This is a genomic window from Pseudomonas sp. TE6288 (assembly GCF_054062095.1).
Window position 1 is genome coordinate 113,764 of the sequence record NZ_JBSSEW010000006.1, and the last position, 23,012, is coordinate 136,775.

The window sequence follows — 23,012 nt, forward strand, 5'->3', positions numbered from 1 at the left end:
GAATGGCGCCCACACCCTGCGGGGTGGATCGAGTCTAGGCAAAGGCCCGCGGGCGGCCTATGCCGGATCTGTTCAGACAACCTGGCATTTTTTGCCACTCAGCATAGACAGCGGACATTTGCCATGCGCGATAGCGACACGGTCGCGGTGTACTTCCTCAATGCCATGGTCCACGCCCTGCGCGACCGGCCCCAGGCGCGGGACGCCCATCTGCGGGCGGTGGGCATCGACCCGCAGGTACTGGCCCAGCCGCTGGCGCGGGTGCCGGCCAAGGCCTTCGCCCAGCTGTGGCTGGCGCTGATCGACGAGCTGCACGATGAGTTCTTCCAGCTCGACAGCCACGGCATGCCCCTGGGCAGCTTCGCCCTGATCTGTCGCGGGTTGATCCAGGAACCGACCCTGGGCAAGGCGCTGCGCCAGTGCCTGGGCAGTTTCGCTCTGTTCCTGCGTGACCTGAACGGCAATGTCACGGTGCGTGGCGCGCGCACCGTGATCAGTGTGGAGTCGAGCATCGCCGATCCGCTGACCCGGGTCTACGCCGAGGAAACCTACCTGGTGCTGGTGATCGGCCTGCTGTGCTGGCTGGCCGGCCGACGCATCGCCATCGACCGTACCGAGCTGGCCCTGGCGCGCCCGGCGCAGGAGGATGACGCATTGCTCTGGGGGCCGGACCTGCGCCTGGGCAGCGGGCGCACCGAGGTGGAGTTCGACAGCGCCTGGCTGCGCCTGCCGGTGGTGCAGGATCTGGCGGGGTTGAAGGGCTTTCTGCGCAGCGCGCCGCAGGGGCTGGTGATCCGCTTTCGCAACCAGAATGGCCGGGTGGCGGAGGTCTATCGGCATTTGCGCGCCCTGCATTACGGACAGTGGCCGACGCTCGACGCCATGGCCGCACGGCACAAGCTCAGCGCCAGCAGCTTTCGCCGCCAGCTGGAGCGCGAAGGGCGCTCCTACCAGCAGATCAAGGACGAGGTGCGCCGGGCAATGGCCTTCGAGCTGCTGCGCGAAGGCCACCTGAGCATCGCCGAGATCGCCGAGCACACCGGCTTCCAGGAGCCCAGCGCGTTTCACCGGGCGTTCAAGAAGTGGACCGGACAGAGCCCGGGCAGCTACCGGGCCAAGCGTGCCGCATCGGCTTGATCAGCGGTCAGGGCTGCAAGGGCTCGGGCCTGAACAACGGCTTCTTCATCACCGCTTTGATCCACACCACCGCGATCAGTGAAACCACCGCCAGCACCAGCCCGGCGGTGCCATAGATCTTCAGGCTCATCTCGGGGCTGGGCGATGCGTTCCAGATCGCATACAGCATGCCGCCGATGCCGAACAGTTGCGGCAGCGGATAGAACGGCGTGCGGAACGGCCGAGCCAGGTGCGGGTAACGATGGCGCAGGGCGATCACGTCCAGGTGCACGATGATGTAGGCCAGCAGCCAGGCCAGCGCGGCGGCCAGCAGCAACAGGTTGATCGCCGCAGCGTCCTGGCCCATCAGCAGGATCGGCAGCCCGGTGATCGCCGCCACGAACAGCACGGCGACCCAAGGTGTACGGGCGCGCGGGCTGAGCTGCTTGAACTGGGGGAACGCCTGGCCATTGCAGGCCATGCCGTAGAGCATGCGCGGGATGGCCGCCAGCGAGGTGTTGAGGGTGCTGCAGGTGGCGGTGACTGCGGCGATCACCAGGAACACCTCGCCGGTCTTGCCGAACACCGTGGTGGCGAACAGGTAGTGGGGCAGGGCATCGCTGCCCAGCGCCTCGCGTGGCACCAGGAACAGCGCGCCGAGGCCGTACAGGCCGATGGTGGCGAAGATCACGGTCAGGCCGATGATCATCGCGCGCGGGATGTTGCGCTCGGGCTTGCGGGTTTCCTCCACCAGCGAGCAGACGAACTCGGCGCCGACGAAGCCCCACACGGCCATGGCGGTCAGGGCCAGCACCCCGGCGCCCATGGGGTTCCAGTCGCCCTGCAGCAGGGTGGTGGTGACACCGTCGGCATGCCCTTCGCTGATCGCGGCAACGCCGAGGATCAGCAGCACGATCACCATGACCACGGCCATGGCGCTCTGCAGCTTGGCGAAGATGTCGATGCCCATGAGGTTGAGGGCGGTGAACAGGGCAAGTACGCCGAAGGCCACCGAATACTGCGGGAACACCCCGGGGTAGACCTTGCCGACGATCAGGTCGAGCAGCAGCAACTCGGCCGACAGGGCGAACATGGCCACCACCACGTAGCCGGAGAAGGTCGCGAGGATTGCCGGGAAGTGCCCCAGCGCCACCTCGGTGTAGCTCGACAGGCTGCCGGCGCGCGGCACCAGCAGGGCCAACTCGGAGAAGGAGAACGCATAGCTCAGGGCCAGCAGGTAGGCCAGCCCCAACGGCACGATGAAGCCCAGGCCGGCGGCGCCGACCCCCTGCAGCATCATCACCATCACCCCTTGCGACACCACCAGGCCGACGGCTACCGCCAGCAGCGAGCCCAGCCCCAGGACCCGGCGAAAGCCGGCTTGATCGTGCTGCACGCTGGCAGGCACGGACGCACTTGCACTCATGACAGTTCCCCGCTCTTTGTTGTTTTAGTGCGCAGATACTGGGACAGGGTGGCAGGCGGGGAAATTAGTAAATATGTGGTTGGTGCAGAGGAAAAAGCTGGGTTGGCCGGGGGTTGTTGCGCATTCCTTTCGCCGTGGTTCGTCGCCACGACAAGCTGGCTCCCGCAGGGACAGCGCAAGGCTTGAGGTTTGCGCGGTCGGTGTGGGAGCCGGCTTGCCGGCGAAAGGGCCGCAGGGCGGCCCTGGTGCTCAGAATGTCGCCTTGACCTGCAAGCCGAGCACCAGCGCGTTGTCGATGTCCTTCCCGGAAAACGCCCCCGGCTCGACGATGTACTGCACGTCCGGGCGCAGGTTCAGCCACGGCGTGGCCTGGTAGCCGTAGCTCAGCTCAATCAGTTGCTCGGCGCTGTCGATGTCGGGGAATGGCTGGCCGGCATTGAATGCGGCATCCTCGAGCACGTCGCGGCTGCGCGGGTTCGGCACTGCGCGCCCGTAACCCAGCGCCACGGTATCCCGAGGCCGGCCCACGAACGGCTGGTACAGCACCACGCCGGCACCGTACCACTTGGTGAATGGCGAGGCGGCCTTGCTCGACGCCGAGTACTGGCCGAAGGCGTGCAGGCTGCGCCCTGGTAATGCCGGGTCGTTCCACACGGCCTGGTCGACCAGCAGGTAATGGCCACCGCGACCGGCGACTTCCTCGCTGCTGCCGATGCGTTTCACGTTCGAGCTGTCGTAGTAGTAGCCGACCTTGTATTCGCCCGGCAGCTCGCCACGCAGCTTGTACACCAGTTCGAGCGGGAGCACGGTGCCGGTGCTGTGCTTGGGCCCCAGGTGCCAGGCACGGCTGGAATTGCCGTTGCTCTCGGGGTCGACGTTGAACGCCGCAACGCGCAGTTGCCAGTCCGGCGCCAGGTCGTACTTGAGCCGCGCGCCAAGGTGAGCGTTGGGGTAGTTGGTCCAGCCGCTGCCGCCGGACATGTTCAGCGGGTGGCCGCAGAAGCCGGCGTTCATGAAGTTGCACAGGATGCCGCTGTCCAGCCCGCCGAGGTCGTTGCCCATGGCCATGTAGCCGAGCTTGAGGTTGAGCGAAGGCGACAGGTTGCGCTCGTAGCTCAGTTCGGTGAGGCGGGTGTAGAGGCCACCGTAGTTTTCCTGGATCGGCAGGCGGTTGCCCACCAGGTCCTCCGAGGCGCTGTTGCCGCGGCGGTCGTTGATGGTCAGCTGGACCTTGCCGCCGTTGTCGAGGCCGTACAGTTTCGACAGGTCGAACTGCGCGCCCAGCTTGAGGTTCTGCGAGTAGCGGGCCGAACGGTGCAGGCCGCCGTGGGCGTTGTAGGCTGTCTCGCCGCTGTAGTCGCCGGTGAAGGTGATGCCGTCTGCCGCGAGCTGGTGGCGCAGGCCGCCCCAGTCGCCGGTCAGGGTGTTGTCGGCGGCGAATGCAGTGGTGCTGGCGAGGGCAAGGAGCAGGGTGGGGGTGAGGCGTGAAACGGATGACATTGCGAAGTCTCGGGTGGTCTGAAAGGGCCTCATCGCCGGCAAGCCGGCTCCCACAGTGAGTGCGCGCACCCTGTGGGAGCCGGCTTGCCGGCGATACAGGCGACGCGATTTATGGCAATGCGTACGCCATCACATAGTCGCCGCGGTCGGTCGACTGGCGCGCACCGCCGGCAGTGACCACCACGTACTGCCTGCCGGTCCTGGGCGACACATAGGTCATCGGGCCGCCCTGGCTGCCGACCGGCAGGCGGGCTTTCCAGATCTCGCTGCCGTTGCTGCTGTCGTAGGCGCGCAGGTAGAAGTCCTGGGTGCCGGCGATGAACACCAGGCCGCCCTGGGTGGACAGGGTGCCGCCGAGGGTCGGCAGGCCGATCTTGATCGGCAGGTGCATGCGGATGCCCAGGGGGCCGGTGTCCTCGACGGTACCGACCGGCACCTGCCAGGCGACCTGGCGGGTCTTCATGTCGATGGCGGTCAGGGTACCGAACGGCGGTGCCTGGCACGGGATGCCAGCCACCGACAGGAAGCGGTTCTTGTTCACCGCATACGGGGTGCCCTTGAGCGGCACCGCGCCCATGCCGGTATTCAACGCCTCGCCACCGGCGGCGGCATCACCCTTGTTCTGCGACGGGATCATCTGGATCCACAGGCCCAGGCGCATGTCGTTGACGAAGATGAAACCATGCACCGGGTCGGTGGAAATGCTGCCCCAGTTCATCCCGCCCAGCGAGCCCGGGAAGCTCAGCGACAGGTCGGTGCCGGGCGCGGTGTAGAGGCCGTCGTAGCGCATCTTCTTGAAGTCGATGCGGCACAGCAGCTGGTCATAGGGCGTGGCGCCCCACATGTCCGACTCGGTCAGGGTCTGCGCGCCGATCTGCGGCATGCCCACCGATTTCGGCTGGGTCGGCGAGTATGGCTCGTTGGGGATGTTGCTTGGCTTGACCGGCACTTCATCAACTTGCGTGAGCGGCTTGCCGGTGGCGCGATCGAGCACGTAGATCTGCCCGGCCTTGGTGCCGATCACCACGGCCGGCACGCTGCTGCCGTCATCCTTGGTGAAGTCGATCAGGCTTGGCTGCATCGGCAGGTCGAAGTCCCAGAGGTCGTTGTGCACGGTCTGGTAGACCCACTTCTGGTTGCCGGTGGTGGCGTCCAGGGCCAGCACCGAGGCGCCATAGGTGTGGTCAAGCCTGCTGCGCTCCACGCCGTAGATATCGGTGGACGAGGAGCCCATCGGCAAGAACACGGTGTTCATCGCCGGATCGTACGACATCGGCGCCCAGCTGTTGGGAGTGCTGCGCACGTAGGTGCCGTCGCCCTGAGGGGCGGCGCGGTCCTGCGGGTTGCCAGGGTCGAAGGCCCAGCGCTGGGCCCCGCTGATCACGTCGAAGCCACGGATGACGCCGCCGGGCATGTCGGTCTGCACGTTGTCGGCCACGCGCCCGCCGACCACCACGGTGGTGCCGGCCATCAGCGGTGCCGAGGACAGCTGGTAGTAGGAATCCGGGACATCGCCCAGGCCGGCCTTGAGGTCGACCTGGCCGTTTTCGCCGAAGCCCTGGCAGAACGCGCCGGTGTCGGCGTCGACGGCGATCAGGCGGCCGTCGATGGTGTTGGTCAGCAGGCGGCGCTGGCAGTTGGCGCCGGCCGGCACGCTGGCCAGAGTGATCGGTGAACTGTTCGGCTGGCTCGGTTGGGCGATCGGCGTGGTGGCGTCGAAGTAGGCCATGCCACGGCAACGCTGCCAGACCTTGGACTGGGCGTTAATGGCGTTCTTCCACAGCTGCTTGCCGGTGTCGGCGTCCAGCGCGATCAGGTTGTTGTGCGGGGTGCAGATGAACACCTTGTCGCCGACCTGCAGCGGGGTGAGCTGGTCTTCGGCGCCATTGCCGTCGCTGAGGGCGACGTCGCCGGTGTGGTAGGTCCAGGCGACCTTGAGCTTGTCGACGTTGCCGCGGTTGATCTGGTCCAGGGCGGCGAAACGGCTGCCGCCTTCGGTGTTGCCGTAGTGGGCCCAGTCCTTCTGTTGCTGGCCGGGCTCCACCGGGGTCAGGCCCGGGCCGTTGCCGGTGGGGGCGACGCTGGGGTGGGCAACGAACATGTTGCCGGCGGCGATCGCCAGGGCCACGGCCAGCAAGCCGGCGATGCCATAGGCACCGCGCGCCTTGTGGCGCACCAGTAGCGGGTAAACCAGCGCGACCACCAGGCCGATGGCGGCGAACATGAACAGGCGCGAGAACAGCGGCCAGAACACCAGTCCGCTGTCGGCCACGGCCCAGATCGCGGTGCCGGCGAGGAACAGGGCGTACAGCCAGGCGCCGGCGGGTTTGCCTCGGGCGATGAGCAGGCCGGCAAGGGCCATGGCCAGGCCGCCGGTCAGGAAGTACCAGGAGCCGCCCAGGCCGGCCAGCTTGAGGCCGCCGGCAGCCAGGAGCAGGCCGAGCAGGGCGATGACAACGCCCAGGCCGACCAGGATGAAGGTTGAGGCGCCACGGGCGCGGGGGGAGTCTTTCATGCCAGGGATCTCGCAGGTGGAATGCCGGCAGTTTAATCCCTTAGCAAGCTAATTAACAAGTTAGTACATTTTAAATCGGGACCGATTGTCGCAGGGGCGTGCAGACCTGCTGGAGCCCCTGCGCTGCAACATGCGAATGGCGTCAGGCCTGCAACCCCTCCAGCACGCAGCGCAACGCCCCTTTCACGCGTTCGGCGGCCGCCTGCGGATCGTCCTGGGCAATCACCCAGATACCGCTGTCGCCCATGGCGCCGTTGAGCAGGTGGGCCATGGCCACGGCATCGAACGCGCGCAGCCTGCCGGCCTGCTGCAACTCGACCAGGCCCTGAGCCATGGGACCGATGTAGCTGGCCTCTTCCATCTCGCGCAGGCGCGGGCCGAGCACGCCGGGGGCATCCTGCAACAGGATGCGCCGCAGTGCTGGTTCATGCAGCAGGTCGTAGTAGTACAGGCAGGTGTCGATATAGCCCTCCCACGGATCGGCGTGGGTGGCGTAGCGGGCATCGATGGCCTGGTTGATCTCGTCGAGCAGGTGTTGCACCACGGCGGTGAACAGCCCGGCCTTGCCGCCGAAGTGGTGGTGCAGGGCGCCGCGGGTGAGGTCGGCTTCAGCGCACAGTTCGTCCATCACCACGGCGGCAAAGCCTTTTTCGGCGAACTGGCGACGGGCAACGGCGATCAGCCGTTCGGTGGTGTCGGCGCTCATGGCGGCGCGGCTGCGGCGTGGGGTGGGCATTGAGGCTCCGATGAAAAAAAACGATGGATGCAAATTAGCATACGTTGCGTATGTCAATAAATGGCATTAGCATACGCGGCGTATGTCAATTGGAGATTGTCACCGTGTCTGCCCTCGTTTCGCGTAAACCCACTGCCTGGCTGGGCGAGCTGCCGGGCCTGCTGCGCCTGGCACTGCCGCTGGTGTTGGGCCTGTCGGCGGCCGAGCTGATCAGCCTGACCGACACCGTGCTGCTGGCTTCGCTGGGCACGCTGGTGCTGGCCTGTGTCGCGCTGACCAGCAGTGCCGGGCTGATTTTCCATGCCGGGCTGTACGGCATGCTCGCCACCCTCAGCGTGCGCGTCGGCCACGCCTTCGGCGCCGATGATCCGGGCGAGGTGGCGCGCACGCTGCGTGGCGGCCTCGGCTATGGGCTGCTGGTAGGCATCCTCGGCTGCCTGGCCATGCTGACCACGCTGCCGCTGGTGCAATGGCTGGGCGTGCCGCTGCCGGACGTGGCCCTGCTGACGCCATACTGGCAGGCCATGGCGGTGTTCCTGATCCCGTACTGCTTGGCGGTGGTGTTCAAGGACGTGTTGGAGGCCATCGGCCGGCCTTGGGTGGCCGTGCTGCTGGTGATGAGCGCGGTGCTGTTCAACCTGCCGCTGAGCTATGGCCTGATCCATGGGCATTTCGGCTTGCCGGCGCTGGGGTTGCTGGGTGCGGGCATCGCCGGGGTGATCGCCGAGTCGCTGGCGGTGGTGCTGGCCCTGGCCTATTGGCGGATGGCGCCGTCGTTGGCGCGCTATCGCCAGGCGCCACAGGGGCCGCACTTGTCCTGGCGCACGCTGCTTGGCGAGGGCTGGCCACTGGGGCTGGGCTACCTGGCCGAGGCCGGCGCGGTGGTGATCGCGGCATGGATGCTTGGCTGGCTGGGCAATGCCGCGTTGGCCGCCAACCAGGTGGTGCAGTCGATCGGCGCGCTGCTGTACATGCTGCCGCTGGGCATGGCCGCGGCGGTGAGCATTCGCATCAGCCAGGCCCAGGGCCGCGGCGAGACGGCGCGCATCCGCGCCATCGGCAGCGCCACCTTCGCCAGCGTCACCGCCTGGATGCTGGTGGCCACCGTGCTGCTGGCGCTGTTCGGGCGGCGCATCGCCGAAGCCATGAGCGACGACCCGCAGGTCATCGCCATCGCCGTGCCGATGTTCGTGGTGGTCGCGGCGATGCAGGTGGCCGACGGCCTGCAATCCACCGCGCTGGGCGCCTTGCGTGGCCTGCAGGACTACCGCTGGCCGGTGGGGGTGACCTTGGTCAGCTACTGGTTGCTGGCGCTGCCGATGAGCTACTGGCTGGCCTTCCATTCCGCGCTGGGCCCGGTGGGTGTGTGGGTGGGCTTCGCCTGTGGCCTGGCGGTGTCGGCGGTGCTGCTGCCGTGGCGTTTCTATCGGCTGCAGGCAAGGCCGCTCACCGCGGCGCTGGTTCAGCCCTGATAGAAAACCGCCAGCCACACCGTGGCCACGCCGGGCTCGGTCCACTCCACGCGGTGGCGGCAGCGGGGCGGGATGTCCAGGTGGTCGCCTGCGCGCAGCACGCGGGTGTGCGTCTCGTGCTCCAGGCGCAGCCCGGCGCTGCCGCTGAGCACGACCACCCATTCGCCCTCGGCCTGGTCGTACCAGAACCCCTCAGGGCTGGCCTGGCCGCTGGAGACGATGCGTTCGATGCGCAAGCCCGGCCGCCGCAGCAGTTCGGTGAATTGCTCATCGGCCTCGGGGGCCAGCGGTGGCAGGGCGGTGAACAGGTTGTCTGGCATGGGACGGCTCGCGGGTGGTTGATTGCAGAGGGGCAATTGTAGGAAGGTTTCGGCTTTTGCCCCACGGAAAACCACGATGGACAAGCTGCTGGCGATCAAGGTGTTCATGGCCACCGCCGAGACCGGGGGTTTTTCCGCCGCCGCGCGCAGGCTAGGGGTGGCGACGTCTTCGGTGACCCGCCAGGTCGATGCCCTCGAACAAGCGCTCGGGGCCAGCCTGCTCAACCGCTCCACCCGCCAGGTCAGCCTGACCGAGGCCGGCATCAGCTACTACCAGCGCGCCCGCGAGATCCTCGAGGCGCTGGCTGAAGCCGACGCCAGCGTCGCCGACCGTGGCGAGGAGCCGGTGGGGGTGCTGCGCCTGTGTCTGCCGGTGGAGTTCGGCCGGCGGGTGATTGCCCCGCACCTGGGGGCGTTTCTCGCCCGTCACCCGGCCCTGGAGCTGGACATCGACCTCAGCGACCGTTTCGACGACCTGCTCGACGGGCGCTACGACTTGGCCATCCGCCTGGGCCAACCGGCGCCCGGCGATGAACTGGTGTGCCGGCCGCTGGGCCGCTTCGAGCGTTGGCTGGTGGCAAGTCCCGCGTACCTGCGTCAGCACCCGCCGCTCGGCGAACCGCGACAACTGGCCGATCACGCCTGCCTGCGTTTTCGTTACGGCCAGTCGGCGCGGCCCTGGCGCCTGAGCCAGGGCGAGCAATGCCTGGAACTGGATATCAGCGGCCCGCTGCGCAGCGCCAATGCCGACCTGTTGCGCGAGGCGGCGATTGCTGGCAGTGGGGTGGCGTTGCTGGCCGACTGGCTGGTGCGCGAGGATGTCGAGGCCGGGCGCCTGCAACGGCTGTTCGCCGACTGGACGGTGAATCCGGGCAATGCCAGCGCCAGCATCAACGCCCTGTACCTGCCCAATCACCGTGGTTCGCGACGGGTGATGGCGTTCGTCGCCTTCTGTGAGGGGCTGCTGGCAGGCTGAGGCGTTGCGTGTCGCGCAAAGGCCTGTTGCGCAGGCGATGGATTCTCCCCGGGGCGAATGTCCGTCACCCTTCGCGCACATCCTTTCGCAAGCCGAGGTACCCTCGAATGAATCCCTCCCTCGCCGTCGCCCAGCCAGCGGCCCCAGGCCTGAGTCGCGCCCTGGTGATGCTGCTGGCGTTCTGCTGCGGCGCCATCGTCGCCAACATCTACTACGCGCAACCCATCGTCGGCCTGATCGCCCCGGACGTTGGCCTGTCCACCGAGCAGGCCGGCCTGATCGTGTCCCTGACCCAGATCGGCTACGCCCTGGGCCTGTTGTTCCTGGTGCCGCTGGCCGACCTGCTGGAGAACCGCCGGCTGATGGTCGCCACGGCGGTGCTGGCCGCCGGCAGCCTGTTGCTGGCTGGCACCAGCGGCCATGGGCAGGGCGAGGTGTTCCTGCTGTACGCGTTGCTGATCGGCTTCAGTTCGGTGGCGGTGCAGATGCTGATACCGCTGGCGGCGCATCTGGCGCCGGAGCGCGAGCGTGGCAGGGTGGTCGGCAACATCATGGGTGGGTTGCTGCTGGGGATCCTCCTGGCGCGTCCACTGGCAAGCCTGGTGGCGGATCATTTCGGCTGGCGTGCGGTGTTCGTCGGTGCCGCCGGGTTGATGCTGGCGATCATCCTGCTGCTGGCGTCGACCCTGCCGCGCCGCGTCCCCGAGCACAAGGCCAGCTATGCCGAGCTGATGGCCTCGTTGCGGGTGCTGTTGCGCCGTTATCCGGTGTTGCGCCAGCGGGCGTTGTACCAGGCGCTGATGTTCGCGGCGTTCAGCCTGTACTGGACGGCGGTGCCGCTGGCGCTGGCCGCTGAACATGGCCTGTCGCAGAGCCAGATTGCCCTGTTCGCCCTGGTCGGGGCGGTGGGCGCGGTGGCGGCGCCGTTGGCCGGGCGGTTGGCCGATGCCGGACATGGACGGCGCGCTTCGTTGCTGGCGCTGAGCCTGGCGCCGCTGGCGTTGCTCGGCGGCCTGAGTACCGCGGGCATGAGCGTGATCGGCCTGGGGCTGACCGGGGTGCTGCTGGATTTTGCCGTGCAGATGAACCTGGTCATCGGCCAGCGCGAGGTGTACGCGCTGGATCCGGCCAGCCGTGGCCGCTTGAATGCCCTGTACATGACCAGCATCTTCCTCGGCGGCGCCGTGGGCTCGGCGCTGGCCAGCGGGGTGTATGCGCAGTTCGGCTGGCATGGGGTGGCGCTGTTGGGGGCTGTGTTGCCGGCCGTGGCACTGATGCTGTTCGTGGGGAGGGCGCAGCGGGCCTGAGGGCGACCACTTCAAACCACCCCGACCTGATAGTTTTGCCAGTAGCCGAGGTGTTCCTGCCGTAGCACGCTGTGGCAACACCAACCACGCAGGGCACGGAGGCTTACCATGAGCAGCACCAACGACGTTGTCCACCATCCATTCGGGGTAGATCCATGTGATCAGCAAAACCACCCGATTTTCAATGCCACCACGCAGAAGCGCAATGCCGTGGACCCGCGCACGGGGTTGTTCGAAGCCTACGTGCCCTTGCCCTCGATTGTGTGCGGCGACGGTGAAGGGCCTGTGGTGGACATGAGCCTGTTCTATTCACCCTTGGTCAACAACCATGCCGGACTGGGGGATGGCTGGTCGTTTGCCTTTACCTGTTATCGGGAAGAACAGCAGCAATTGACGCTGCATTCGGGGGAGGTGCTGAGGGTTGAGAAAGGCAAGAACCCTGAGAATCTCGAGAATAATGGTGTAACGGTGATGTGGGACTTCAATGGTACGAGTGTCAGAGTGAGGCGCCCAGATGGTCGGAGCGAGTGGCTAAAGCAAGTGGGAAGCAGCAAGGTATGGATGCCCACGTACATAGAATCTCTCACTGGCGCGGTAGAACTGACGTGGCAGCAACAAACTCTTGAACCGTCGGTAAAGAAAAAATACGCCGCATTGCTTCGAGGTGTGGAAAAGACGGCACTTGAAGCCAGTTACATTCGCCTTGCGCAGATCTCGGCCGATAGCCGTACGTTGGTCAAGCTTACCTATACCGATACCAAGGTCACGCTGGCGTATTGGCCGGATGAGGCCAGCGAGCATGTGAGCTTCACACTGAGCCTGGCGGACTATGCCTTGACCCGGGTCGACGCCCCCGATGGCCGGGCGTGTGAGTTCAAATATCAAGACCACGCCCAGTGTGGTCGCCTGCTCAACGAACTCACGACTTTCGAAGAGGTGAAGGAGGAGGTGGCCTACAAGGACAACGGGCTGACGTTCAAAGATAACGCCAAACTGTCGGCGTTGCCCTGTGTCAGCCAGCACACCCTCACGCCCCGGGGTGCAACGAGCCAACCGGTTGTGACGAGCTATGCTTATCAGCGGGACAACGGCAGTGATGGCCAGTACTCAACCACTACCACTCAGGGAGGCGGGGCGTGCAAGACAGTGTATCGCTACGATAAAACCCATGAGCGAGTAAAGGAGACGACCAGTGAGGGCGCATGTGAGATAACGAAGGAGTATTCAAATCAGGCAGACCACAATGGTTTTAAGGCAGTAACCAAGGTTTCGTATTCGACTACGAGTGGAGGGTGTCGAATAATCAACGATGAAAGCCATTTTAATTCAGGTCGCTTAGTGCTTAAGGTTGTCCCTGGCGCTACGCACTCTTTTAAAGTGAAAAAAATTGTTCCAGACCGCAATGGTTTTTTTAGCATCGGGAGCAAGTTCGATAGCTCCGATTTAGAAATCGAGGACGATGGTAAAAAAGATGATAATCTTGAGGGTGGGGAGGTTAAGGTTGAGGTCATGGATGTCACTCCGAGCGTTCGAACACCTGCGTGGAGCAAGTTCAGTTTTAGGATTCAAAGGAGATATCTAGATCGGACTCGTAAAATTTGGTCGTCAACCGTTGTTGTAATGAGTTTTGCCGATGGGCAAATGGCGAAAGTACGCGAGCTCAGAAGGTGCGATGATCAAGATAGGCTCGAGCAAATATCTCATCATTATAAAGATGCTGATGGTCGGTGGGTCCTTATCAGCAGCAAAGATTTTAAAGTTCGGGTAGACAAGCTTGAGCGGCGTGCCGAAACGAGTAACGAGGGGAGTGAAACAACCAGCATTCTCAGTGGCCGCCTGATCACGCAGACGGATGTGCACGACAACCAGACCACCTACACCTATGACGAACATAGCCGCCTGAAGACCCTTACCCGCTGCGCCCAAAGTGACACCTACCAGCAACGGACCACCTATAGCTACCCCAGTGCCGGACGTTTGGAGATCATCGAGCCGGATGGCACGCAACGCGCTACCGAAGACGATGGCCTGGGCAACCTTATCGCTGAGTACGTGCGCGCGGACGCCAACAAGCCCTGGCGCCAGACGCTGAAAGTCGACTATGACAACCGTGGCCGCAAGAGCAAGACCACCCGCTACGACTACCTGGCTGACGGCACCCAGGTCAGCGAGTGGTGCGAGCTGAAGTACGATAATTGGAACCAGGAGTGCCAGCAGACCTACAGCACCGGCCAGCACGTATTCAACCAGTATGACCCGGTGGCGCATACCCGCACCGAGTGGAGCGGCAGGGCGACGGACAAGCAGCGCAAGGTCACCACCTACAATGATGACGACACCGTGGCCAACATCGTCTGGACGGATGCCCAGGGCGAAGAGTGCCAGCGAGAGACGCTGACCTACACCCATGCCGCGCAGGTACACACCCGTACGATCGAAGGCGCAGGCAGTTGGCGGTGCACTACCTATACCTATGACGCTGCGGGGCGCCTGCTCAAGCAGGCCCATGATGAGCGTGCCAGCGCCGATGCCAAAGAAAAAACCACCTATGCCTACACCTATGAGTATCCCGCCAACTGGCTGATGACCGAGCCCACCAAGATCAGCCTGGATGGCCAGGCACTGGGCGAGCGCGCGTTCGACAGCTTGGGTCGGGTGACGCGGTTGAGCCGCGGCGATATCAGCGAAACCTACAAGTACGCAGGCATGAACAGCGTGCCGGAATCACGCACGGGGGCCGACGGTGTCACGCTGGCGTTCGAGTATTTCCCCGAGCTGGGCAACGAGGTCAAGAGCGTTAGCGGCAAAAGCGCCGATGACAAGCAGCTGGGCAAACAGACGTTCACCTATGCCCATGGCAGTAGCAGCCAAGCCACGGCGAGCGAGGGCGGGCAGGTGATCACCTTCGATCATCAACGCAATCAATGGACCAAGCAGCAGGCCAAGCTGAGCGCCAAGGCCAGTACCACCGTGAGCCGCAGCGTTTCCGAAGGGGGGCGTCTGCTGTCTGAAACCGACGCGGCCGGTAACAAGAGCGTGTTCAGCTACAACGGCAAAGGGCAGCGCGACAAGGTGGTCGTCAATGGCGACACCACGACGCTGCACACGACGCAGCACACCTATGACGAGCGTGGTCGCCTGGAAAACGACACGATCACCCTGGGTGGCGACAAGGTCACGGTGACCTATGCCTACGACACCGGTGGCCAGGAAACACAGCGCAGGTTCACCCTGGACAAGGCCTTCGACCTGAGCATCAAGCGCGAGTACAGTGGCGAAGGGCGGCTGAAATCCATCGAACTGTACGACGAGCAGGCCAAGAAAACGCTGGGCTCGCACGCTTACAGCTATACCGTGGGCGGCGCCGTGGAAACCTGCAGTTCGACCGGTGTCTGGCAGCCGAAGACGCCCAAGGGCACGGCGATCAGCATGCAGGCGTTCACCTATGACAATCTGGGCAACGTGAAAACCTGCATCAGCACCTTTGACAAGCAGAGCTGTACTTCCACCTATACCTACGACAGCGCCAAGGGCTATCGGCTGCAGAAGGTCGAGCATAGCCATGCCGACTACAAGCCCGCCGTGACGATCGTGTACGACGCGGCCGGCCGCGTGATCAAGGACGCAGCCGGCAAGACCTACGCCTACGACTGGCTGGGGCGGCTGGTGCAGTCCGGCTCGCGGCACTACACCTACGACCCGCTGAACCGCTTGGCCAGCAGTGCCGACAAAGAGGGCGCCACGCCGCACCAGTTGATCCACGAAGGCTACCGTGTGCGCGGCGAATACCCGGTGGGCGAGCACAAGGACCAGCGTATCGTGCTGCCGGGCAGCAGTGCTTGCCAGGTACAGAAGAACAAGGCCGGCACCAGCGAGCGCACCCTGTTCAACCTGTGCGATGACGATGGCAGCGTGTTGCTCAGTTTCGATGTGGTGTCGCGCAAGCCGGTACACCACGCTTACAGCGCCTATGGCGCGCACAGCTCGGACGAGCAGGGTGCCCTGCACGGCTATAACGGTGAGTACCGCGAGGCCGAGTGCGACCAGTATCCTTTGGGCAGTGGCTATCGTTGGTACGCGCCGCAGCTCATGCAGTTCCAGGCCCAGGATGGTGCCAGCCCATTCGGCCAGGGCGGGCCGAACGCCTATGGCTACTGCGACGGCGACCCGGTGAATCACAGCGACCCGAGCGGGCAATGGAAACGGCGACGCCAGTACTGGGACTATACGGACTGCGAACCGGCACCGATGAGCTTGGGCAAGCACGGTGCGCTGATCTCCGCGATCATTTTCGGTGGGATCACGGTGCTCTCGGCGGTGATGACCGGTGGCGTGTCACTAATGGTGACCGCGGCGCTGGTGACGCTGGCGGTGGTATCGGCGGCTACGGCGATTGCCGGGGCGATCGTGGCCGAGAGCGACCCAGAGGCGTCGCGGATCCTGGGTTGGGTGTCGTTGGGCGCGGGCATCGCAGGTGGGCTGGCGCAAATGGGCAGGAAAATCACCGTGCTCATGGTGCAATTGGGGCGTTCGGGCAGGCAGGCTGCCCGGCACCTGATACAGAAAGGTGCCGGTGCCTTGCGCAGCCTCCGGCAAGGGCCTGGTCGGCTGCCGAAGACTGTGGTCAAACCGGTGCCTGGCGCGTTACGCAACATTGTCAAAGAGTCCTTGGGTGAATTGCGCATCGGGGAGTTGGACCGCTTTCGGCCGAACATGAGGAACGATTACACGGGGGCTTTGCGGGCCATTGTCAAGGAAGACACTCCATTGCGGCTGGCCTTCAAGGCGCTGGGCGTTGGAGAGGTCAATACGGTTATGTATGGCGTGACCGGCGTGCTGGGGCTTACCGAAGCGTATGAGGATGGCGTGATCCAAACGACCAATTCGTGGAAGAACAACTTTACCGCCTTGCCTTGGGGGGATTTTGGGGCTTTGTTTAGAAAATAATGACCTTGCCGCTCCCCAGGCGTAGCTGGGAGCAGGGTTGCCCGCGATAGCGTTTGATCACGTATCAGCCTTGGGCTGATCGAATGCCATCGCGGGCAAGCCCGCACCTGCAGATACGTTCAGCGCCCCAACGGCAGGGCCACGCCGATCAGCGCAAACAGGCCGCCACAGGCACGGTTGAACCCCCGGCCACCCTTGGCCAGCCATGGCCGGATGCGAAATGCCAGGCGCGCCAGCAGGTACTCCACCAGGCACTCGACACTGGCGAAGGTCGCCGCCATCACCACGAACTGCAGCAGCAGGCCGCGCTGCGGGTCGATGAATTGCGGCAGGAACGCGCCATAGAACAACAGCACCTTGGGGTTGGCCAGCGCCGACAGGCAGCCCTGGCGGAACAGTCCGGCATTGCTCAGCGCGGTACTGCCGCGGGGCAACTCGAGATGCAGCGCCGGGGTGCGCCACAGCTGGATCCCCAGCCAGACCAGGTAGGCCCCGCCCACCCACTTGAGCACCGTCAGCACCGAGGCCGAGGCCTGCAGCAGGGCACTCAGGCCGAACATGGTCAGGGCGATCAGGGCGCTGAAACCGAACACTCCGCCGCCGATGGTGAACAGCGTGCGCCGGGCGCCGTACAGCGCGCCATGGGTCAGGGCCAGCAGGCTGTTGGGGCCTGGAGTAAGGGACAGGCCGATGCTGGCGAGCAGGTAGATGAGCCAGGTGTCGAGTGCCATGGGTTTGCCTTGTCGGTGGTGAGGGCGCCAGTGTAGGGCAGGGTGGTAGCAATGCAGGGTAGTATTCGGACAACTGATGGTCATATCCGGACATTGCCATGACACCCGACCTGCGTCTGCTGATCCTGCCGCTGCCGGAATTCGCCTTGCTGCCCTTCGGCGCCTTCCTCGACAAGCTGCGCTTTTCCGCCGACGACGAGGACTACAGCCGCCAGCGCTACTGCCGCTGGACCGTGATCGGCCTGGACCTGGCGCCTGTGCCGTCCAGCAGTGGGGCCATGGTGCAGGTGGAGGCGACGTCCGCGCAGGTCGACTGGAGCGCCTACGACCATCTGGTGCTGTTCGGCGGGCGCAATGCCAGCGCCACGGCGGCATTGGCGCCACGCTACCGGGCCTTGCTGAAACAGGCGGCCAAGGCGGGGGTGAGGCTGGTCTGCGTCGACAACGCGGCCTTCCTGCTGGCGGCCTGTGGCCTGCTGGACGGTCATCAGGTGGTGGTGCACTGGCGTCATGAGGCCGAGTTCCGCGTGGCGTTTCCCCGTGTGCGGCTGCTGACCGGGCAGTTGTATTGCTTCGACGGCAGCCGTATCACCTGCGCCGGCGGCACGGCGGCCATCGACCTGGCGGTGGAGCTGATCGCCCGCGCCAGCGGCCGCGCCCGGGCGCTCAAGGGCCTGGCCGACATGCTGGTGGATGAAAGCCGCGACAGTCGCCATGCCTTGCGCTCGCTGGAGGCCGGCGCCGGGGAGGGGCGCCAGGTGCAACGGGCCACGGCGCTGATGCGCCATCACCTGGCGGCGCGGCTGCCGGTGGAGGCGCTGGCGGCGGAGCTGGGGATCAGCCGGCGCCAGCTCGACCGCCAGTTCCAGGCCTGCCATGGCATGAGCGCCAAGGCCTGGTGGCAGGAGCTGCGCCTGCAGCAGGCGCGCTGGCGGTTGCTCAACTCCAGCCACAGCCTGGCGCAGATCGCCGATGAAGTGGGCATGGGCGATGCCAGTTACCTGGGCAAGTGGGTGCGGCGGCGCTTCGGTTGTACGGCGCTGGCGCTGCGCAGGTCCGAGCCGGACTCATCGCGGGGCAAGCCCGCTCCCACAGTCTGACTCGCAGCTTGCAGGGGCGTGGGAGTGGGCTTCGGGATGTGGGTTTACTGCGGCGTACCGAACAACCCCGTCCAGTAGATCCCGGCATCGCTCTTCGGGTCCACCGCATACGCCGCCCCCAGTTCACGGAAGTCCGCGTTCATCAGCGTGGCGCAGTGCCCAGGGCTGGCCAGCCAGCCATCGACCACCTTGCGCGCGGTATCGCGCCCGGCGGCGATGTTCTCGCCGATCTGCCGATACAGGTAGCCGGCCAGTTCCGCGCGGTCGCCCGGCGTGCGGCCATCGCGGTCGATATGGTCGAAGAAGTTCTGGTTGGCCATGGCCCGGGTGTGGTTGGCGGCGACGCCGGCCAGGGTCGCGCTCCAGGCCAGCGCCGGGGCGGCGGGGTAGGGCTGGCCGCCGCACTGGCGCGGCAGGTTGCGCGCGGCGTTGATTTCCTGCAACAGCTTCTGCCCTTCGGCCTGCCAGTCGCCCAGGCGCCCGCTGAGCAGCGGGCGGGCCAGGACGATGCGCCAGTCGCGACCCTCCTGGCTGACCCCGATATCGACGAACTGCGGGTCGAGCACCACCTGGCAGAAGCTCTCCTCGATGGCTTTCATCGCCGCCTTGGCATCCCGTGGGCCGGACAGGCTGATGGCCTGCACGTTGACCATCGGGTAGGCGGCGCGGGTCATGGCCTGCTGCAGGTCGCGGGTGCCCTCCGGCGACAGCGCCAGGCGGGTGTCGCTGTTGAGCGGCGGCAGCTCCAGCGAAGCCTCGCCGCCGCAGCGCTGGGCCTGACTGCGGTAGACGTTGATCGTATCGATCAGTTGCGCTTCTTCGCCGGCATACGCCTGGCTGCCGGGGGCGGCAAGCAGGCCCAGCGTCAGGCCGAGGCAGGCAACGGATGGGACGCGCATGTGGATCTCCCTGTAACTGGCAGCGTCTGGATCTGCGCTGCCCATCCTACACAAGCGCAAGGCTTTTGGCCCGGCCCTGTGCGGTATGAAAACCAAGCCTTGCAATCGATTGCAGTCGGCAAAAGAGGGGGTAGACCGCTGGTCGGCAAAAAAGTGCGGTTGTTTGGTAATAATTCGCACTATCGGCTAGAAACACTATTCAGTCACTTCAAGTTTCTCATCCGCCAGGACGGCCGTGACCCTTCCCGGGAGCCCTCCATGACACGTGCCTGCCCGTATCAATTGTTCCCGCCGGCCAAGACCAAACAGGTGGAGGCGGGGGCAAGCTCGATTACCAGACCTTCGGCGCCAACCTGGCGGTGTTCCGCATCGAGCGGCCCACCGATGGCTTCGTCGACGGCAATGTGTTCGTCCAGGATGGCGAGCAGGTCAACAAGGGGCTTGAGCTCAGTGTGTTCGGCGAGCCGCTGCCGGGGCTGCGGTTGATGGCCGGTGGCACGCGCATGGACACCGAGCTGAAAAACACCCAGGGCGGCACGGCCGATGGCAACCACGCGGTAGGCGTGCCGACCTTCCAGCTCAATGCCAGTGTCGATTGGGATGTGCCGGGGCTGGAAGGCGTGGCGCTCAATGCGCGCATGCTGCGCACCGGCGGGCAGTATGCCAACCCGGCCAACACCCTGAGCCTGCCGAGCTGGAACCGTTTCGACGTTGGCGCGCGCTATCGCTTCAAGGTGCAGGAAAAGGCGGTGACCCTGCGGGTCAACGTGGAGAACCTGACGGACAAGAACTACTGGGCGTCGGCCAATGGGGGGTATTTGACCCAAGGCGACCCGAGACTGGTGAAGTTCTCGGGGAGCATTGATTTCTGAGGTCTAGACGGTACGTGTGTCGGCTGTGCGGGCCTCATCGCCGGCAAGCCGGCTCCCACACCGACCGCACCGCGCTCAAGCCAGGCGCCATGCCTGTGGGAGCCGGCTTGCCGGCGATGCGGCGCGTCAGCGGCGCCGTTCCCGCCTGCGAACGTGCTGCCTTACCAGAGCGCTACTGCCGCCGCGCCGATCACCCGGCCAAACACCGCCAGCGCCGTGTCCACGTCCGCTTCGCTGGTGTAGCGCCCGACGCTCAGGCGCACGCTGTTGCGCGCCTGGCGCTCGTCGAGGCCGAGGGCCAGCAGCACGTGGGACGCCGCATTGCTCGCCGAGTTGCACGCCGAAGTGCTCGACAGTGCCAGCTCGCCCGCCAGGGCCAGGCTGTTGAAGCCCTTGGCGTCGATGCACAGGTTGAGGGTGTGGGGAATGCGCTGCACCGCACAGCCGTTGAGCGTGACCCCGGGCATTGCCAGCAGGCCGTCGCGCAAGCGTCGGGCGAGTTGCTCCAGGCGCTGGTACTCCGCCGCGCCGGGCTGGCCGGCCAGGGCGAAGGCGCTGCCCATGCCGACGATCTGGTGGGTGGCCAGGGTGCCAGAGCGCAGGCCGCGCTCATGGCCGCCGCCGTGCATCTGCGCACGCATCGCCGGGCGGGCGCGAGGGCCGACGTAGAGGGCACCGATGCCCTTGGGGCCGTAGACCTTGTGCGCCGAGAACGACATCAGGTCGACCGCCTGCTGCGCCAGGTCGATCCGAACCTTGCCCACGGCCTGCGCCGCATCCACGTGCAAAAGCGCACCGTGCTCGCGGACGATTGCACCGATGGCGGCAAAGTCGGTCACCGTGCCCAGTTCGTTGTTTACCGCCATCAGCGACACCAGGCGCGTGTCCGGGCGCAGCGCGGCCTGGACCGCTTGGGGCTGGATCAACCCTCGGGCATCCGGGGCCAGGCGGGTCACCGCCCAGCCCAGGCGCTCCAGTTCGGCAGCGGTGTCTAGGATGGCCTTGTGCTCAAGCTGGCTGGTGATCACATGCCCCGGCTGCGCGAAGCCCTGGGCGATGCCCTTGAGCGCGAGGTTGTTCGATTCGGTGGCGCCGGAGGTCCAGACCAGCTCGTCGGGCTGCGCGCCGACCTGCACGGCCACCTGGTGGCGGGAATGCTCGACGGCTTCGCGGGCCGCCTGGCCGTGGAAATGGCCGCTGGAGGCGGGGTTGCCGAAGTTCGCCTCTCGGCCCAGGCAGGTGAGCATGGCGGCGATGACCTGGTCATCGACCGGCGTGGTAGCGGCGTAATCGAAGTAGAGCGGGGTGCTGGGCATGATCGCGGGCGGGTCCGTGCGTGGACGCCGCCTGTCGGCATCCATGGACTCATGCTAGGGAAATGGTGATGTGAATGTTTTCCAATTTTTCCAGCTTGGGGGGCTTTCAGGAAAAACTTCTACTCGCTATTTGCTTGTATGTAGAAATATTTTCTTGGCGTATCAAAGCCACTGCCATGGCGCCTGTTTGGTAACCATCACCAGCACGATCAGGAACATCCCGGCAAATCCCACCACCCCCATCCACAGCCATGGGCGATACAGCCGCTGGTAGGCCTGGCCCAGGGCCGCGCCGCTGTCGACCGCCTGGACGGCAAGGGTGTGCAGGCGTTTTTGCAACAGCAACACCGGCAGCCACAAGGCGCCGACCGCGAAGAAGATCAGCAGCGCGGCGCGTAGCCAGTCGGCGGACCACGGCATGCCGCCCATGCTGACCATGGCGTAGCCGGTCAGCAGTTGCAGTACGCCCGCCGGCGTGGTGATCCAGGCGTCGAAGCGCACCACCATCCGCGCCACAGCGGCGATCACCCGCGGATCGCCGCTGCGATTGGCGGCAATCAGGTACAGGTACGAGCCCATGCCGAAGCCGAAGAGAAATACCGCAGCGATGATGTGCAGGTACTTGAGCAGCAGGTAGCTCATCTCAGCATCGTCCGTGCTGGAAACTGACGCTGTAGCGCACCTTGTCCGGCTCGCCGATGGCCGCCAGGTACTGTTCGACGCTGATCTCGCCGACGCAGGGGCGGGCGCCCGGTTCAGGCTGGTAGCCTGCGACGACCCTGGCCATCAGCGCCACCGCCGCGCAGCTGGGAATCTCCGGGCCCTTGTCGTCGCTGGCGCTGACCTGGGCCTGCAGGTGCAGTGGCTGCCCTTGCGGGTCCAGCCCGCGGACATCCAGGTACATCGCGCTCTTGCCATCGCCCCAGCGTTCGAAGCGGCTGCCCAGCCGATGCAGGCGTCGCGCCCAAGGCAGCGGGTCACGCACCAGGCCCAGCTTGACCAACCGCGCCAGTGTCGCGTTGGCCAGGCCGCCGAGCATCAGCCCGGAGCCGGCCTTGAATGCCAGGTCACGGGCGCCATAGCGTTCGGCGAAGATGTCCATGTCCGGCACGTCGACGTTGTGCAGCAGGCGCCAGCCCAGGCCCGGCAGATGGCGCAGCTGCAGGCCGAGCCAACCGTCGACGCTGTACGGGCGGCCATCACGCCACTGGCGGATCGGCCGGCCGGCATAGGCCAGCACGCCTTCGATGGTGGACAGGCCGGGCATCTTCGCCGAGGACGAAATGCCGTGCTCGATGCGGTCGATGCGGCCGAAGTGATGGCGCTGTTCGTCGAGAATCGCCGACGACAGGCTCGGCACCGAACTGCAGCCACTGAGCAGGGTGACCTGGGCCTGGCACGCGCGCTCGTCCAACTGGGCGATGCCATTGACGAACAGCCGGCAGTCGGACAGGTCGCAGTAGTGCGCGCCGGCTTCGATGCAGGCTTCGGCCACGCGGTAGGGCTGGCCCTGGAAGGGGCCGCCGGTGTGGATCACCCAGTCGATACGCAGGTCGCGTAGGGCTTGGGCGAAGCCTGGGGCCATGGCGTCGCCGCACCAGCTTTCGCTGCCGTTCAACCGTGCGGCCAGTTGCGATAGGCTTTCGGCATTGCGGCCGGCGATCACCAGTTGCACGGCGGGCATCTGGTTCAGGTGGCGGCAGATGATACGGCCGAAGTTGCCGTAGGCGCCGATCACCAGGATTCGGGGAGACATGCTGGGGTCCTTGTGCATGTGTC

16 protein-coding genes and 1 pseudogene are annotated in these 23,012 nt (G+C 65.6%); 7 read left to right on the top strand and 10 right to left on the bottom strand.

Annotation, left to right across the window (positions count from 1 at the left end; genetic code table 11):
- Positions 1–123 precede the first annotated feature (123 nt).
- Positions 124–1,137 carry an AraC family transcriptional regulator gene (locus ACVWY1_RS07995; protein ID WP_111532397.1) on the top strand — a complete coding sequence of 338 codons (1,014 nt, stop codon included), beginning with the start codon at positions 124–126 and terminating at the stop codon, positions 1,135–1,137.
- Between the two features lie 7 nt (positions 1,138–1,144).
- Here ACVWY1_RS07995 and ACVWY1_RS08000 read toward each other — a convergent pair whose 3' ends face one another.
- From ACVWY1_RS08000 to ACVWY1_RS08015, 4 genes are all read right to left on the bottom strand, one after another.
- Positions 1,145–2,542, bottom strand: a complete 1,398-nt coding sequence (locus tag ACVWY1_RS08000; protein ID WP_457378089.1) for an APC family permease — start codon at positions 2,540–2,542, stop codon at positions 1,145–1,147.
- A gap of 249 nt (positions 2,543–2,791) precedes the next feature.
- On the bottom strand, positions 2,792–4,042 hold the full coding sequence (locus ACVWY1_RS08005) for a carbohydrate porin (RefSeq protein WP_102684623.1): 1,251 nt from the start codon (positions 4,040–4,042) through the stop codon (positions 2,792–2,794).
- Positions 4,043–4,151: 109 nt separating this feature from the next.
- On the bottom strand, positions 4,152–6,557 hold the full coding sequence (locus ACVWY1_RS08010; protein WP_457378090.1) for a glucose/quinate/shikimate family membrane-bound PQQ-dependent dehydrogenase: 2,406 nt from the start codon (positions 6,555–6,557) through the stop codon (positions 4,152–4,154).
- A gap of 142 nt (positions 6,558–6,699) precedes the next feature.
- Positions 6,700–7,293 carry a TetR/AcrR family transcriptional regulator gene (locus ACVWY1_RS08015; protein ID WP_139670867.1) on the bottom strand — a complete coding sequence of 198 codons (594 nt, stop codon included), beginning with the start codon at positions 7,291–7,293 and terminating at the stop codon, positions 6,700–6,702.
- A gap of 104 nt (positions 7,294–7,397) precedes the next feature.
- On the opposite strand from ACVWY1_RS08015, the gene ACVWY1_RS08020 reads away from it, so the two are divergent.
- Positions 7,398–8,765, top strand: a complete 1,368-nt coding sequence (locus ACVWY1_RS08020; protein WP_277503752.1) for an MATE family efflux transporter — start codon at positions 7,398–7,400, stop codon at positions 8,763–8,765.
- Here the strand turns inward: ACVWY1_RS08020 and ACVWY1_RS08025 are convergent.
- Positions 8,756–9,085: a cupin domain-containing protein gene (locus ACVWY1_RS08025; protein ID WP_139670871.1), complete on the bottom strand. Its 330-nt coding sequence runs from the start codon at positions 9,083–9,085 to the stop codon at positions 8,756–8,758. The genes ACVWY1_RS08020 and ACVWY1_RS08025 overlap by 10 nt on opposite strands.
- A 76-nt stretch (positions 9,086–9,161) precedes the next feature.
- Between ACVWY1_RS08025 and ACVWY1_RS08030 the strand changes: the two genes are divergently transcribed.
- From ACVWY1_RS08030 to ACVWY1_RS08040, 3 genes are all read left to right on the top strand, one after another.
- Positions 9,162–10,061 carry a LysR family transcriptional regulator gene (locus tag ACVWY1_RS08030; RefSeq protein WP_457378091.1) on the top strand — a complete coding sequence of 300 codons (900 nt, stop codon included), beginning with the start codon at positions 9,162–9,164 and terminating at the stop codon, positions 10,059–10,061.
- Positions 10,062–10,168: 107 nt separating this feature from the next.
- On the top strand, positions 10,169–11,368 hold the full coding sequence (locus tag ACVWY1_RS08035) for an MFS transporter (protein ID WP_457378092.1): 1,200 nt from the start codon (positions 10,169–10,171) through the stop codon (positions 11,366–11,368).
- 108 nt (positions 11,369–11,476) lie between these two features.
- Complete coding sequence (locus ACVWY1_RS08040) at positions 11,477–16,315, top strand: RHS repeat domain-containing protein (RefSeq protein ID WP_457378093.1); 4,839 nt, start codon at positions 11,477–11,479, stop codon at positions 16,313–16,315.
- 119 nt (positions 16,316–16,434) lie between these two features.
- Here the strand turns inward: ACVWY1_RS08040 and ACVWY1_RS08045 are convergent, their stop codons facing one another.
- Entirely contained in the window at positions 16,435–17,046 is a 612-nt protein-coding gene (locus tag ACVWY1_RS08045; RefSeq protein ID WP_139670879.1) for a LysE family translocator, read from the bottom strand.
- A 98-nt stretch (positions 17,047–17,144) separates the two neighbouring features.
- Here ACVWY1_RS08045 and ACVWY1_RS08050 point away from each other — a divergent pair, with 98 nt between their 5' ends.
- Complete coding sequence (locus ACVWY1_RS08050; RefSeq protein ID WP_457378094.1) at positions 17,145–18,146, top strand: GlxA family transcriptional regulator; 1,002 nt, start codon at positions 17,145–17,147, stop codon at positions 18,144–18,146.
- A 44-nt stretch (positions 18,147–18,190) separates the two neighbouring features.
- Here ACVWY1_RS08050 and ACVWY1_RS08055 read toward each other — a convergent pair whose 3' ends face one another.
- Positions 18,191–19,045 (bottom strand): CAP domain-containing protein, encoded by an 855-nt coding sequence (locus ACVWY1_RS08055; protein ID WP_277503758.1) that lies wholly within the window; start codon positions 19,043–19,045, stop codon positions 18,191–18,193.
- Between the two features lie 279 nt (positions 19,046–19,324).
- Between ACVWY1_RS08055 and ACVWY1_RS08060 the strand changes: the two are divergent.
- Positions 19,325–19,917, top strand: a pseudogene (locus tag ACVWY1_RS08060) (TonB-dependent receptor); the annotation flags it as partial.
- A gap of 161 nt (positions 19,918–20,078) precedes the next feature.
- Here ACVWY1_RS08060 and ACVWY1_RS08065 read toward each other — a convergent pair.
- The 3 genes from ACVWY1_RS08065 to ACVWY1_RS08075 all read right to left on the bottom strand — a co-directional run bounded on the left by ACVWY1_RS08065 (position 20,079) and on the right by ACVWY1_RS08075 (position 22,989).
- Positions 20,079–21,233, bottom strand: a complete 1,155-nt coding sequence (locus ACVWY1_RS08065; protein WP_457378095.1) for a cysteine desulfurase family protein — start codon at positions 21,231–21,233, stop codon at positions 20,079–20,081.
- Positions 21,234–21,395: 162 nt separating this feature from the next.
- A complete protein-coding gene (locus ACVWY1_RS08070; RefSeq protein WP_139670886.1) occupies positions 21,396–21,875 on the bottom strand; it encodes a DUF2269 family protein in 480 nt (159 codons plus the stop codon).
- Position 21,876: 1 nt separating this feature from the next.
- Positions 21,877–22,989, bottom strand: a complete 1,113-nt coding sequence (locus tag ACVWY1_RS08075; RefSeq protein ID WP_457378096.1) for a saccharopine dehydrogenase NADP-binding domain-containing protein — start codon at positions 22,987–22,989, stop codon at positions 21,877–21,879.
- Between the last annotated feature and the right edge of the window lie 23 nt (positions 22,990–23,012).

Excerpts from the sequence above, each read along its gene's own strand:
- ACVWY1_RS07995 (WP_111532397.1), top strand. The coding sequence starts at position 124 with ATGCGCGATAGCGACACGGTCGCGGTGTACTTCCTCAATGCCATGGTC.
- ACVWY1_RS08000 (WP_457378089.1), bottom strand. The coding sequence starts at position 2,542 with ATGAGTGCAAGTGCGTCCGTGCCTGCCAGCGTGCAGCACGATCAAGCC.
- ACVWY1_RS08005 (WP_102684623.1), bottom strand. The coding sequence starts at position 4,042 with ATGTCATCCGTTTCACGCCTCACCCCCACCCTGCTCCTTGCCCTCGCC.
- ACVWY1_RS08010 (WP_457378090.1), bottom strand. The coding sequence starts at position 6,557 with ATGAAAGACTCCCCCCGCGCCCGTGGCGCCTCAACCTTCATCCTGGTC.
- ACVWY1_RS08015 (WP_139670867.1), bottom strand. The coding sequence starts at position 7,293 with ATGCCCACCCCACGCCGCAGCCGCGCCGCCATGAGCGCCGACACCACC.
- ACVWY1_RS08025 (WP_139670871.1), bottom strand. The coding sequence starts at position 9,085 with ATGCCAGACAACCTGTTCACCGCCCTGCCACCGCTGGCCCCCGAGGCC.
- ACVWY1_RS08030 (WP_457378091.1), top strand. The coding sequence starts at position 9,162 with ATGGACAAGCTGCTGGCGATCAAGGTGTTCATGGCCACCGCCGAGACC.
- ACVWY1_RS08035 (WP_457378092.1), top strand. The coding sequence starts at position 10,169 with ATGAATCCCTCCCTCGCCGTCGCCCAGCCAGCGGCCCCAGGCCTGAGT.
- ACVWY1_RS08040 (WP_457378093.1), top strand. The coding sequence starts at position 11,477 with ATGAGCAGCACCAACGACGTTGTCCACCATCCATTCGGGGTAGATCCA.
- ACVWY1_RS08045 (WP_139670879.1), bottom strand. The coding sequence starts at position 17,046 with ATGGCACTCGACACCTGGCTCATCTACCTGCTCGCCAGCATCGGCCTG.
- ACVWY1_RS08050 (WP_457378094.1), top strand. The coding sequence starts at position 17,145 with ATGACACCCGACCTGCGTCTGCTGATCCTGCCGCTGCCGGAATTCGCC.
- ACVWY1_RS08055 (WP_277503758.1), bottom strand. The coding sequence starts at position 19,045 with ATGCGCGTCCCATCCGTTGCCTGCCTCGGCCTGACGCTGGGCCTGCTT.
- ACVWY1_RS08065 (WP_457378095.1), bottom strand. The coding sequence starts at position 21,233 with ATGCCCAGCACCCCGCTCTACTTCGATTACGCCGCTACCACGCCGGTC.
- ACVWY1_RS08070 (WP_139670886.1), bottom strand. The coding sequence starts at position 21,875 with ATGAGCTACCTGCTGCTCAAGTACCTGCACATCATCGCTGCGGTATTT.
- ACVWY1_RS08075 (WP_457378096.1), bottom strand. The coding sequence starts at position 22,989 with ATGTCTCCCCGAATCCTGGTGATCGGCGCCTACGGCAACTTCGGCCGT.